This is a genomic window from Streptomyces sp. NPDC107521 (genome assembly GCF_055598485.1).
Map to the genome: position 1 here is coordinate 387,354 of NZ_JBVKAT010000002.1, position 12,817 is coordinate 400,170.

General features: G+C 72.6%; 8 protein-coding genes. 4 read left to right on the forward strand and 4 right to left on the reverse strand.

Annotated features, from left to right (window positions below):
* Positions 1-166 precede the first annotated feature (166 nt).
* Together ACZ7LB_RS04790 and metG are read left to right on the forward strand one after the other, a co-directional pair.
* A complete protein-coding gene (locus ACZ7LB_RS04790) occupies positions 167-2,107 on the forward strand; it encodes a VWA domain-containing protein (protein ID WP_471465391.1) in 1,941 nt (646 codons plus the stop codon).
* A gap of 115 nt (positions 2,108-2,222) precedes the next feature.
* Complete coding sequence (gene metG, locus ACZ7LB_RS04795; protein ID WP_471465392.1) at positions 2,223-3,947, forward strand: methionine--tRNA ligase; 1,725 nt, start codon at positions 2,223-2,225, stop codon at positions 3,945-3,947.
* Between the two features lie 62 nt (positions 3,948-4,009).
* Here metG and aspS read toward each other — a convergent pair whose 3' ends face one another.
* Complete coding sequence (gene aspS / locus ACZ7LB_RS04800) at positions 4,010-5,773, reverse strand: aspartate--tRNA ligase (RefSeq protein ID WP_471465393.1); 1,764 nt, start codon at positions 5,771-5,773, stop codon at positions 4,010-4,012.
* 146 nt (positions 5,774-5,919) lie between these two features.
* On the opposite strand from aspS, the gene ACZ7LB_RS04805 reads away from it, so the two are divergent.
* A complete protein-coding gene (locus ACZ7LB_RS04805) occupies positions 5,920-8,067 on the forward strand; it encodes an ATP-binding SpoIIE family protein phosphatase (RefSeq protein WP_471465394.1) in 2,148 nt (715 codons plus the stop codon).
* Here ACZ7LB_RS04805 and ACZ7LB_RS04810 read toward each other — a convergent pair.
* The 3 genes from ACZ7LB_RS04810 to ACZ7LB_RS04820 form a co-directional block, all read right to left on the reverse strand.
* Positions 8,001-9,083, reverse strand: coding sequence for an AI-2E family transporter (locus tag ACZ7LB_RS04810; protein ID WP_471465395.1), 1,083 nt, complete (start codon positions 9,081-9,083; stop codon positions 8,001-8,003). The two genes, ACZ7LB_RS04805 and ACZ7LB_RS04810, sit on opposite strands and share 67 nt — an antisense overlap.
* Positions 9,084-9,256: 173 nt before the next feature.
* Positions 9,257-10,228, reverse strand: a complete 972-nt coding sequence (locus ACZ7LB_RS04815; protein ID WP_471465396.1) for a pirin family protein — start codon at positions 10,226-10,228, stop codon at positions 9,257-9,259.
* Between the two features lie 115 nt (positions 10,229-10,343).
* Positions 10,344-10,811 carry an SseB family protein gene (locus ACZ7LB_RS04820; protein WP_161227450.1) on the reverse strand — a complete coding sequence of 156 codons (468 nt, stop codon included), beginning with the start codon at positions 10,809-10,811 and terminating at the stop codon, positions 10,344-10,346.
* A gap of 152 nt (positions 10,812-10,963) precedes the next feature.
* On the opposite strand from ACZ7LB_RS04820, the gene ACZ7LB_RS04825 reads away from it, so the two are divergent.
* On the forward strand, positions 10,964-12,790 hold the full coding sequence (locus ACZ7LB_RS04825) for an acyl-CoA dehydrogenase (protein WP_471465605.1): 1,827 nt from the start codon (positions 10,964-10,966) through the stop codon (positions 12,788-12,790).
* The last annotated feature ends 27 nt before the right edge of the window (positions 12,791-12,817 follow it).

A 12,817-nucleotide genomic window follows, 5' to 3' on the forward strand; every position in this document is an offset into this window, starting at 1 on the left:
AACGCGTCCCGGCCCGAGGGGGCGGGGGTGCCCGGACGCGTTCCGTCCTTGACGTATCCCCGGATTCGTGGCAGACCCTGCACAAGATCACAAGCCGGGGCCGCTAACCTTACGTGTCCGTCCTGGCCAGGGATTGACGGCTTCACCTCAGCGAAGGGTTGCGCACATGGGCATTCTCACTCTCCTGCGGAACGCGTTCGGCCGGTCACGCAAGGCACGCGCCGCCGAGGCGGAGGGTGCGACGCCGGAGTCGGCACCGCAGCTCCCGTCCCAGTCCGCGGCCCCCTCGGAACCGGCCGGCCCCGACGCGGACGGCGCCGCCGGTGCGGCGACCGACGCGGCGACCGTCCCGGCGGCGCGGGCCGAGGCCCCGGCGGACGCCGGGGCCGGGGCCGCGCTGCCCGAGCCGCGTCCGGCCTCCGACGACGAGCAGGCCGGGGAGCACGAACTCGTCACCGCGGCCTTCGCCCGCATCGCGGTGCCGAAGCCCGCGGAGTCCCCGGACAACGCCCCGGCCGAGCCGAAGCCCGCCGCGACCGGGACCGCGGCCCCCGCCGGAGCCGCACCGGCCGCCGATGAGGCGCCCGGGACCGGCACGGGGACGGACGCGGCCACGGACACCGCGACGGACACGGCGCCCAAGGCCGCCGCCGAGGCCGGGGCCGGGGCGGAGACGGCCGCCGAGGCCGCGTCCGGGTCCGGCGCCGGGGCAGACACCGCGCCCGCCGCCGGGACCGGGACGCCCGCCACGGCGGAGCCCGGGGCCGAAGCGGAGGCCGAGACCGCTCCCGACACCACGTCCGGGACCGGGACCGGGGCCGACACCGCATCCGGGGCCGCCGCCGAGTCGACCGCTCAGGCCGAGCCGAAGCCCGCCGCGACCGGGACCGCGACCTCCGCCGGAGCCGCACCGGCCGCCGATGAGGCGCCCGGGACCGGCACGGGGACGGACCCCGCCGCCGAGGCCACCTCCGAGACCGCGTCCGGCACCGGAGCGGAGACGGACGCCGCGTCCGGAACCGGCGCCGAGGCCGTGTCCACCGCCGGGACCGGGACGCCCGCCACGGCGGAGCCCGGGGCCACGGCGGAGCCCGGGGCCGGAACCGCCCCCGACACCGCGCCCGGCACCCGGGCCCAGGCCGGCGCCGAGCCGCGGGCCGGCGCCACCACGGCGGGGCAGGCGACGGACAGCGTGCCGTCCGCCGAGGCCGCATCCGGGACGGGCACCGCCGCCGAGCCGGAGACGGACACCGTGGCGGGGGCCGCGCCGTCCGCCGGGGCCACCACGGAAGCCGCGCCCACCACCGCCCCCGAGGCCCCGGCCGAGCCCGGGACGGAGGCCACCGCGGAGGCCGGGGCCCCCGCCGGGCCCGAGACCCCCGCCCCGGCCCCCGCCGACGCCGAGGCGGACCCCGCCCCCGCCGACGCCGGGACGGAGGCACCCCGGCCCGCCGTCACCGCCGCGCGCCTGCGCAGCCGCGCCCCCGGCCTCAGCACCGCCTACAAGGCCGCCTCCGCCGCCCTCAGGAAGCACGGGCTGACCGGCACCCGCGCCAAGGTCCACCTGGTCCTCGACCGCTCCGCCTCCATGCGCCCGTACTACAAGGACGGCTCCGCCCAGGCCCTCGCCGAGCAGACCCTCGCCCTCGCCGCCCACCTGGACCCCGAGGCGACGGTGCACGTCACCTTCTTCTCCACGGAGGTCGACGGCACCGGCGAGCTGAGCCTCACCGACCACGAGAACCGCGTCGACGAGCTGCACGCCTCGCTCGGGCGGATGGGCCGCACCAGCTACCACGCCGCGGTGGAGGCGGTCCTCGCCCGCCACACGGAGGAGGCCCCCGGAACCCCCGCCCTGGTGGTCTTCCAGACCGACGGCGCCCCCGACGCCAAGACCCCCGCCACCCGGGCGCTCACCGACGCGGCCGGGAGCCACCCCGGGGTCTTCTTCTCCTTCGTCGCCTTCGGCGACCACGACAACAAGGCGTTCGACTACCTCCGCAGGCTGAAGGCCGCCAACGCGTCCTTCTTCCACGCGGGCCCCACCCCCCGCGAACTCACCGACAAGGAGCTCTACGAGGGCGTCCTCGGCACCTGGCGCCCCTGACCCCGTCCCAGCCCCCGGCCGCCCGCCTTCCACCCCGTGAAAGGGAAGCGGGCGGCCCGCGCGTGTCGGATACGATTTCACGGTTCCATACATATCGACCTGGGAGCAGCCCCCGATGGCTCGACACCTCATCACCAGCGCCCTTCCGTACATCAACGGGATCAAGCACCTGGGCAACATGGTGGGGTCCATGCTCCCGGCGGACGTCTACTCCCGGTACCTGCGCCAGCGCGGCCACGAGGTGCTCTACATCTGCGCGACCGACGAGCACGGCACCCCCGCCGAGCTGGCCGCGAAGGAGCGGGGCGTCCCGGTCGACGTCTTCTGCTCCGAGGCGCACGACGCCCAGAAGGCGGTCTACGACGGCTTCGCGCTCGCCTTCGACCACTTCGGCCGCAGCTCCAGCACGCAGAACGTGGAGATCACCCAGCACTTCGCCCGGCGCCTCAACGAGAACGGTTTCATCGAGGAGCGCGCCATCCGCCAGGTGTACAGCCCGGCGGACGGCCGTTTCCTCCCGGACCGCTACGTGGAGGGCACCTGTCCGCACTGCGGCTACGACAAGGCCCGCGGCGACCAGTGCGAGAACTGCACCCGGGTCCTGGACCCGACCGACCTGATCGACCCGCGCTCCGCGATCTCCGGCTCCACCGAGCTGGAGGTCCGCGAGACCAAGCACCTCTTCCTCCTCCAGTCCAAGCTCCAGCACGAGGTCGAGGAGTGGGTGGCCCGGCACGAGGAGGAGTGGCCGCAGCTCGCCGCCTCCATCGCCCGCAAGTGGCTGAACGAGGGGCTCCACGACCGCGCGATCACCCGCGACCTGGACTGGGGCGTCCCGGTCCCCGCCGACACCTGGCCGGAGCTGGCGGCCGAGGGCAAGGTCTTCTACGTCTGGTTCGACGCCCCCATCGAGTACATCGGCGCCACCAAGGAGTGGGCGGACTCGGCGCCCGACGGCGAGACGCGGGACTGGAAGTCCTGGTGGTACGACGTGGACGACAGCGTCCGCTACACGGAGTTCATGGCCAAGGACAACGTCCCCTTCCACACCGTGATGTTCCCGGCGACCGAGCTGGGCGTCCGCGAGCCGTGGAAGAAGGTCGACTACGTCAAGGCCTTCAACTGGCTGACGTACTACGGCGGCAAGTTCTCCACCTCCCAGAAGCGCGGCGTCTTCACCGACCAGGCGCTGGACATCCTGCCGGCCGACTACTGGCGCTACTTCCTCATCGCCAACGCCCCGGAGTCCGACGACTCGTCCTTCACCTGGGAGCACTTCACCACCACGGTGAACAAGGACCTGGCCGACACCCTCGGCAACTTCGTCAACCGGGTGCTCTCCTTCTCCAGGAAGCGCTTCGGCGACGAGGTCCCGGCGGGCGGCGAGCCCGGCGCGGCGGAGGCCGGGCTCGGCGAGGAGATCGCCCGGCTGCTCGCCGAGTACGAGACCCAGATGGAGGCGCTCCAGTTCCGCAAGGCGGCGGCGGCGCTGCGCGCCCTGTGGTCCGCGGGCAACTCCTACCTGGAGGAGAAGGCCCCCTGGCTGGAGATCAAGACCGACCAGGAGGGCGCCGCGCTCACCCTGCGGACGGCGATGAACCTGATCCACCTGTACGCGGTGGTCTCGGAGCCCTTCATCCCCGCGTCCGCCACCGCGATGCGCCGGGCGTTCTCGCTGCCCGGTGACACGGCGAGCTGGGTCACCCCCGAGGAGGCCCGCGCCCTCACCTCCGTGCCGGTCGGCACCCCGTTCACCGTGCCGCCGGTCCTCTTCGCCAAGCTGACCGACGACGACCTGGCGGCCTACAAGGAGCGCTTCGGCGGCGAGCCCGCCGCCTGACGGTCCCCGGTACGCCGGACGGCCCGGACCCCCGCGGGGGTCCGGGCCGTCCGGCGTCGGGACTACTTGGGCTGCGGCTTGCGGATGGTGAGGTGCAGCTCGCGCAGCCGGGTCTCGTCCAGCTCCGTGGGCGCGCCCATCATCAGGTCCTGGGCGTTGCCGTTGAGCGGGAAGGCGATCGTCTCGCGGATGTTGGGCTCGTCGGCCAGCAGCATGACGATGCGGTCGACGCCGGGGGCGATCCCGCCGTGCGGCGGGGCGCCGAAGCGGAAGGCCCGCAGCATGCCGGCGAACTCGCGCTCCACCGTCTCCGCGTCGTAGCCGGCGATGGCGAACGCCTTGAGCATGATGTCCGGCTCGTGGTTCCGGATGGCGCCCGAGGACAGCTCGACACCGTTGCAGACGATGTCGTACTGCCAGGCCAGGATGTCCAGCGGGTCCTGGTTCTCCAGGGCGTCCAGACCGCCCTGCGGCATCGAGAACGGGTTGTGGGAGAAGTCGATCCGGCCCGTCTCCTCGTCCCGCTCGTACATCGGGAAGTCGACGATCCAGCAGAACCGGAAGACGTTCTCCTCGAAGTGCCCGGCGCGCCGGGCGGCCTCGACCCGCACCGCGCCCATGATCTTCGAGACCTCGTCGAAGTCGCCCGCGCCGAAGAACACCGCGTGCCCGGCGGCCAGCGACAGCCGCTCGGTCAGCTCCGCGACGTCGGCCTCGGTGAGGAACTTCGCGATGGGGCCGCTCAGTGTGCCGTCCTCGCCCACGCGCACCCAGGCCAGGCCCTTGGCGCCCTGGGAGACGGCGTAGTCACCGAGCTGGTCGAAGAACTTGCGCGGCTGGCCGGAGACGTCCGGCACCGGCAGGGCCCGGACGTGCTTGCCGGCGAACGCCTTGAACCCGGAGTCCGCGAAGATGTCGGTGATGTCGACGAGCTCCAGCTTGGCGCGCAGGTCCGGCTTGTCGGAGCCGTACTTCAGCATCGCCTCGCGGAACGGGATCCGCGGGAACGGCGAGGTGACCTCGCGGTCGCCGCCGAACTCCGTGAACAGCTCCGTCATGAGCTGCTCGATGGGACGGAACACGTCCTCCTGCTCGACGAAGCTCATCTCGACGTCGAGCTGGTAGAACTCGCCGGGCGAGCGGTCGGCGCGGGCGTCCTCGTCGCGGAAGCAGGGCGCGATCTGGAAGTAGCGGTCGAAGCCCGAGATCATCAGCAGCTGCTTGAACTGCTGCGGGGCCTGCGGCAGGGCGTAGAAGCGGCCCGCGTGCAGCCGGGAGGGGACCACGAAGTCGCGGGCGCCCTCCGGGGAGGTGGCGGTGAGGATCGGCGTCGCCATCTCGTTGAAGCCGAGCGCCACCATCTTGTGGCGGATCGCGGAGATGACCGCGGTGCGCAGCATGATGTTGCGGTGCATGCGCTCGCGCCGCAGGTCCAGGAAGCGGTACTCCAGGCGCCGCTCCTCGTTGACCCCGTCCTCGGTGTTGATGGTGAACGGCAGCGGCTGGGCGGCGCCGAGCAGCTCGACCTCGCCCACCTCGACCTCGATCTCACCGGTGGGGAGGTCGGGGTTGACGTTCTCGGCGCCGCGCGAGACGACCTTGCCGTCGACCCGAACGGTCGATTCCTTGGTCAGCTTGTCCAGCGCCTCGTAGGACTCCGTGCCGGGGCGGGCGACGAGCTGCGTGATGCCGTAGTGGTCGCGCAGATCGATGAAGAGGATGCCGCCCAGGTCGCGCCGATTGTGCAGCCAGCCACTCAGCCGGACGTCGGTGCCGACGTCAGTGGAGCGGAGCTCGCCGCAGGTGTGGGACCTGTACCGATGCATCGTCGTTCATCCAGCCTTCGCGGATCGGGGTCTGTGTTTCACGTGAAACAACCCCAGCGTACCGGGCACCCGCCGGGCGACTCCCCACCCCGGCGGCCGGGAGCGACGGGTGGCAGCCTCCGATCACCCCTTCTTAGAGTGGAGCAATGCGCACTGGTGAGCCCCTGCCCGAGGTGGGGGCCGTCCTCTCCGCTCTCGCGACCGGTCTGTGGCACTGGGACACCGCCACGGGCGCGGTCTCCGTCGACGCGGAGGCGGCCCGTCTGCTCGGGCTGCCCGCGGAACCGACGGTGCTCACCGAGGCCCAGGTGCGGGCCCGGCTGCACCCCGCGGACTGGAACGAGATCACCGGGGTGGTCCGGCTCGCCGTCACCGAGGGCACCCTCGCCGAGAACCGGGTCCGGGTCATGGACGAGCGCAGCCGTGTGGTCCGGGTGGTGCGCAGCCGCTCCAAGCCGTCGTTCGACCCCGTCCGCAAGGCGTATGAACTGATCGGCACCCTCCAGGAGGTCACCGAGCCCTCGCCGGGCACCCCGGCCGGGCGCAGCGCGGTCACCGGCGACTGGCGGCGCTCCCGGGAGGCGTTCCTGCTGGACGCGGGCCGGGCGCTGGCCGAGGCGCGGTCCACGGAGGAGGTGCTGAGGGTCGCGGCGGGACTGTCGATGCCGGGGTTCTCCCCGGACGGGCTCGCGGTGTTCGGGATGAACGGCGACCGGCTCACGGTGATCGGCCACCACGGGCAGCAGATGCCGGACGACAGCCCGTTCCCCCACATGCCGCTGGACACGGACTACCCGGCCGCCGAGGTGGTCCGCACCGGCCGTGCCGTCTACCTCACCTCACCCGAGGACTACCGCTCCCGCTACCCGATCACCTGGCCGCTCGCGGAGCACTTCGGCCGCCGGTCCTGGGCCTTCCTGCCGCTGGTCTCGGGGGGCCACACCATGGGCGCCTGGCTGGCGGCGTTCAGCTATCCGGTCACCTTCACCCCGGACGAGCGGTCGGTGCTGACCACGGTGGCCCGGATGCTGGCCCAGGCCCTCTCCCGGGCGGGCGCCGCCGAGACCCAGCGGGAGCTGACCGACGGGCTCCAGCGCACCATGCTGCCGCTGCTGGGCCCCGGGATCCCCGGCATGGGCGTCGCCGCCCGCTATGTGCCCACCGGCGGGGGGCTCCAGGTCGGCGGCGACTGGTACGACGTCATCCCGCTGCCCAGCGGGCGCTTCGCCCTGGTCATCGGCGACGTGCAGGGCCATGACGTGCGGGCGGCCGGGCTGATGGGCCAGTTGCGCATCGCCCTGCGCGCCTACGCCTCGGAGGGCCACCGCCCCGACGCGGTGCTCTCCCGCGCCTCCCGCTTCTTCTACGGGGTCACCCAGGCCGACGCCGGCTCCGACGACTCCCGCTTCGCCACCTGCTTCTACGCCGAGGTGGACCCGGTGACGGGCACGGTGGAGAGCGCCCGGGCCGGGCACCTGGACCCCGTCGTCCTGATGGCGGACGGCACCGCCCTGATCCGGGCCACGGCGGGCGGGCTGCCGCTCGGCATCGACCCCGACTCCGACTATCCGACGACGCGGCTGGCCCTGGAGCCGGGCGACACCCTGATGCTGTGCACGGACGGTCTGATCGAGACCGGCGGCCACGACCTGTTCACCGGCTGGCTCCGGCTGCGGGCCATCCTGGAGCGGCACCGGGGCGATCTGGAGGCGCTGGCCGACGCCCTGGTCCAGGCGGTGCACGGGCCGCCGTCGCACCATGTGCCCGGACCGCTGGCCGACCGCCGGGAGGACGACATCGCCCTCCTGCTGCTGTCCCGGCGGGGCACGGAGGGCGGCGCCGTCCCGGTCTCCGTGCGGCGCACCGTGCTCACCGTGGCGCAGGCCGAGCCGGAGCGGATCGCCGCCGCCCGGCGGCACCTGCGGGACCTGCTGCACGACTGGACCGACGAGGAGCAGCGGGACGCGGCGGTGCTGCTGGTCTCCGAGACGCTGACCAACGTCCTGGTGCACACCGACGCGGACGCCCTGCTGGTCGCGGAGGTCACCGGAGTGCCGGGCGGACGGCGCATCCGGGTGGAGGTCACCGACAGCGGGGCGGACCTGCCGCACCGGCGCAGCCCGGGGGAGATGGCCTCCTCGGGGCGCGGGCTGCTGCTGATCGAGCTGCTCGCCGACGAGTGGGGCGTCGCCCCGCGCGGGGGCAGCAAGAGCATCTGGTTCGCGATCTACGAGTCCGCCGCGCCGGTGCCGGACGCCGGGGCGGCCGGGGGCGGCGGCGTGCCCTCGGCGTAGCGCGCCCGGAGTTCGTGGACGATCCCGAAGGCGGCGGCGGTGAGCGGCACGGCCAGCAGCATGCCCAGGATGCCGGCCACCGAGGCCCCGGCGGTGATCGCCAGCAGGACGACGGCGGGGTGCATCTGCACCGTGCGGCTCTGGATCACCGGCTGGAGCACGTGCCCCTCCAGCAGTTGCACGGCGAGCACCACGCCGAGGGCCCACAGCCCGATGACGAACCCCCGGTCGGCGAGGGCGACGAGCACCGCCACGGTCCCGGAGATGAAGGCGCCGAGGTAGGGGATGTAGGCGCCGACGAAGACCAGCGCGCCGAGCCCGACCGCGCCCGGCACCCGGAGCACCAGCAGTCCGACGGTGATGCACAGGGCGTCGATGAGGGCGATGAGGGTGGTGCCCCGCATGAAGCCCTCCACGGCCCCGAAGGCCCTCCTGGCCATGGCCTCGACGAGATCGGCGGCGCGCACCGGGACGAGGGCGCGGAGGGTGCCGACGGCGCGGTCGGAGTCGCGCAGGAAGAAGAAGACGAGCAGCAGGGCGAGGACGGCCATGGCGAGCATCTCGCCGACCACGCTCACCCCGGTGAGCACCCCGGAGGCGGCCGTGCCGCCGAACTTGGCGAGGAGTTCGCGCGCGTTGGAGGCGACGTCGTCCAGCGAGGTGCCGGCCGCCCCGAAGTGGTCGGCGATGCTCCGGGCCGCCTCCTTCAGCGAGGCGACGATCTGGTCGCCGGAGTCGACGAGCGCGGCGACGACGACGTAGACCGCCCCGCCCACCACGGCGACCACGGCGACGCAGGTGAGCCCGGCGGCCAGCGAGCGCTGCACCCGGGCCGCCACCAGCCGCCGGTGCAGGGGGCCGAGCAGGGCGGTGCCGAGCAGCGCGAGCAGGACGGGGGTCACGGCGGTGCGGAAGACGACGCAGAGCCGGACGGCGACGTAGCCGGCACCGCTGGCGAGCAGGGCGACGGCGCACCACGCGGCGAAGCGGCGTACCGGACCGGGAAGCGTCTGCACGCCCCCAGCCGATCACGCGGCGTCCCGGCTGTCCTGCGCGGACGGCCCGCCCGGGTGAGCCGCGGCCGGGCGGCCGGGCGGCGGTCCGGGCGGGCCGGGCGGGCCGGGCGGGCCGGGAACGCGCGCGGCCGGGCCGCCCCGGAGCGGGGCGGCCCGGCCGTGGGCGGCGGGTCCTACAGGCCGCCCTCGGACATCCCGTGCACCGCCGGGACGGTGCCCAGGCGGCCCTTCTGGAAGTCCTCGAACGCCTGCTGGAGCTCCTCCCGGGTGTTCATGACGAACGGGCCGTAGTGGGCCATGGGCTCCCGGATCGGCCGCCCGCCGAGCAGCACGACCTCCAGGTCGGGGGTGTTCGCGTCCTGCTTCTCGTCCGCGCGGACGGTCAGCGAGGAACCGGCGCCGAAGACCGCGGTCTGGCCCGTGCGGACCGGACGGCGCTCGGCGCCCACGGAGCCGCGGCCGGCCATCACGTAGGCGAGGCCGTTGAAATCCTCCCGCCAGGGCAGGGTGATCCCGGCGCCCGGCGCCAGCGTGGCGTGGACCATGGTGATCGGCGTGTGGGTGATGCCGGGGCCCTCGTGGCCGTCCAGCTCCCCGGCGATGACGCGCAGCAGCGCGCCGCCGTCGTGGGAGGTCAGGAGCTGGACGCTGCCGCCGCGGATGTCCTGGTAGCGGGGGGCCATCATCTTGTCCTTGGCCGGCAGGTTCACCCAGAGCTGGAGCCCGTGGAACAGGCCGCCGGACACCACCAGCGACTCCGGCGGGGCCTCGATGTGCAGCAGGCCCGAACCGGCGGTCATCCACTGGGTGTCGCCGTTGGTGATGGTTCCGCCGCCGCCCTGGCTGTCCTGGTGGTCGAAGGTGCCGTCGATGATGTACGTGACGGTCTCGAAGCCGCGGTGCGGGTGCCAGGGGGTGCCCTTGGGCTCTCCCGGCGCGTACTCCACCTCACCCATCTGGTCCATCATGATGAACGGGTCGAGGTGGCGGTAGTTGATGCCCGCGAACGCGCGGCGCACCGGGAAGCCCTCCCCCTCGAAACCGCTGGGCGCGGTGGTGACGGTGAGCACGGGACGTGCCACGGCGTCCGCGGATGCGGCCACACGGGGCAGCGTCAACGGGTTCTCGACGGTTACTGCGGGCATGTCGGTACCTCCTCGGTTGCGACCACTCTAGTTGAACATTGAACTTCCTGCCACCCGGAACGCGAGGAGCCCGGAGGGCATTCCCTCCGGGCTCCGCTCCGCCTCGCGGCACCGGTCAGCCGTACATGCGGCGCATCGCGAAGTCGACCATCTGCTCGACCGCCTTGGCGTCGAAGACCATCCGGTGCTCCCCCTCCATGTCCAGCACGAAGCCGTAGCCCGTCGGCAGCAGGTCGATCACCTCGGCCCCGGTGATCACGAAGTACTTGGACTCCTTGCCCGCGTACCGCCGCAGCTCCTTGAGCGAGGTGAACATCGGGATCACCGGCTGCTGGGTGTTGTGCAGGGCGAGGAAGCCGGGGTTGTCGCCGCGCGGGCAGTAGACCTTCGAGGTGGCGAAGATCTGCTGGAAGTCCTCCGCCGCCATCTGCCCGGTGGTGAAGGCGCGCACGGCGTCCGCCAGCGAGGGCGGGGACGGCTCGGGGTAGAGGGGCGGCTGCTGCTGCCCGTACCCGCCGGACATCGGCTGCTGGGGCGGGGCGTACTGCTGCTGCGGGCCCGCGGTCTGGTCGTAGCCGTACATGCCGCACAGAGTAACGAGTAACGAGTCACAGATGGACGAGTCGGGGTTGCTTCTTATTACTGACGGGTAGCATCATCGGAGACTACTAGTTGGTACGTGAACGCAGGAGCGAGGAGCGAGTGCCTCGCCGATCTCTCAACGGAGCCGTCGCCATGGGGCACTACAAGCCGAATCTCCGGGACATCGAGTTCAACCTCTTCGAGGTGCTGGGCCGCGACAAGGTGTACGGCACGGGCCCGTTCACCGAGATGGACGCCGACACCGCCAGGAGCGTCCTGGAGGAGCTGACCCGCCTCTCCGAGAACGAGCTGGCCGAGTCCTTCGCCGACGCCGACCGCAACCCGCCGGTCTTCGACCCGGAGACCGGCACCGCGCCGGTCCCCGCCTCCTTCAGGAAGAGCTACCAGGCCTTCATGGACTCCGAGTACTGGCGGCTCGGCCTGCCCGAGGAGATCGGCGGCACCACCTCGCCCCGCTCCCTGATCTGGGCCTACGCGGAGCTGATCCTCGGCGCCAACCCGGCGATCTGGATGTACTCCTCCGGCCCCGCCTTCGCCGGCATCCTCTTCGAGGAGGGCAACGAGGCGCAGAAGCACATCGCGAAGATCGCCGTCGAGCGCCAGTGGGGCTCCACCATGGTCCTCACCGAGCCCGACGCCGGTTCGGACGTCGGCGCCGGCCGCACCAGGGCCCTGCCCCAGGAGGACGGCTCCTGGCACATCGAGGGCGTCAAGCGCTTCATCACGTCCGGTGAGCACGACATGTCGGAGAACATCCTCCACTACGTCCTCGCCCGCCCCGAGGGCGCCGGCCCCGGCACCAAGGGCCTCTCCCTCTTCCTGGTCCCGAAGTACGAGTTCGACCCCGCGACCGGCGAGCTGGGCGGGCGCAACGGCGTCTACGCGACCAACGTCGAGCACAAGATGGGCCTGAAGGCCTCCAACACCTGCGAGATGACCTTCGGCGACCGCCACCCCGCCCGGGGCTGGCTGATCGGCGACCGGCACGACGGCATCCGCCAGATGTTCCGCATCATCGAGTTCGCCCGCATGATGGTCGGCACGAAGGCGATCTCCACCCTCTCCACCGGCTACCTCAACGCCCTGGAGTACGCCAAGGAGCGCGTCCAGGGCCCCGACCTGGCCGACTTCATGGACAAGAGCGCGCCCAAGGTCACCATCACCCACCACCCCGACGTGCGTCAGTCGCTGATGACGCAGAAGGCGTACGCCGAGGGCATGCGCGCCCTGGTGATGTACACCGCCTCCGTGCAGGACGACATCCAGGTCAAGGAGGCGGAGGGCGAGGACGCCGGCGCCGAGCACGCGCTGAACGACCTGCTCCTGCCCATCGTCAAGGGCTACGGCTCCGAGAAGGCCTACGAGCAGCTCGCCCAGTCGCTCCAGACCTTCGGCGGCTCCGGCTTCCTGCAGGAGTACCCGATCGAGCAGTACATCCGCGACGCCAAGATCGACACCCTGTACGAGGGCACCACCGCGATCCAGGGCCAGGACTACTTCTTCCGCAAGATCGTCCGCAACCAGGGCGCCGCGCTGAACGGGCTCGCGGAGGACATCAAGAAGTTCCTGGCGCTGGCCACCGGCGGCGAGGAGCTGGCCACCGCCCGCGAGCACCTGGCCAAGGCCGCCGTGGAGCTGGAGGCCATCGTCGGCCTGATGCTCACCGACCTCGCGGCCACCGAGCAGGACGTCCGGAGCATCTACAAGGTCGGGCTGAACACCACCCGCCTGCTGCTCGCCTCCGGCGACGTGGTCATCGGCTACCTGCTCCTCAAGGGCGCGGCCATCGCCGCCGAGAAGCTGCCGAACGCCTCCGCCAAGGACCGGGCCTTCTACACCGGCAAGATCGCGGCGGCGAAGTTCTTCGCCTCCCGCGTCCTGCCCGGCGTCACCCTGGCCCGCAAGGTCGCGCAGGGCGTCGAGCTGGACCTGATGGACCTGGACGAGTCGGCGTTCTGACCCCGCGGGGCGGGCCCGCGGCCGGAG

What these genes read in the sequence shown, in the direction of transcription:
- ACZ7LB_RS04805 (WP_471465394.1), top strand. Translation starts at nt 5,920, where the DNA reads ATGCGCACTGGTGAGCCCCTGCCCGAGGTGGGGGCCGTCCTCTCCGCT.
- ACZ7LB_RS04825 (WP_471465605.1), top strand. Translation starts at nt 10,964, where the DNA reads ATGGGGCACTACAAGCCGAATCTCCGGGACATCGAGTTCAACCTCTTC.
- metG (WP_471465392.1), top strand. Translation starts at nt 2,223, where the DNA reads ATGGCTCGACACCTCATCACCAGCGCCCTTCCGTACATCAACGGGATC.
- ACZ7LB_RS04815 (WP_471465396.1), bottom strand. Translation starts at nt 10,228, where the DNA reads ATGCCCGCAGTAACCGTCGAGAACCCGTTGACGCTGCCCCGTGTGGCC.
- ACZ7LB_RS04820 (WP_161227450.1), bottom strand. Translation starts at nt 10,811, where the DNA reads ATGTACGGCTACGACCAGACCGCGGGCCCGCAGCAGCAGTACGCCCCG.
- aspS (WP_471465393.1), bottom strand. Translation starts at nt 5,773, where the DNA reads ATGCATCGGTACAGGTCCCACACCTGCGGCGAGCTCCGCTCCACTGAC.
- ACZ7LB_RS04790 (WP_471465391.1), top strand. Translation starts at nt 167, where the DNA reads ATGGGCATTCTCACTCTCCTGCGGAACGCGTTCGGCCGGTCACGCAAG.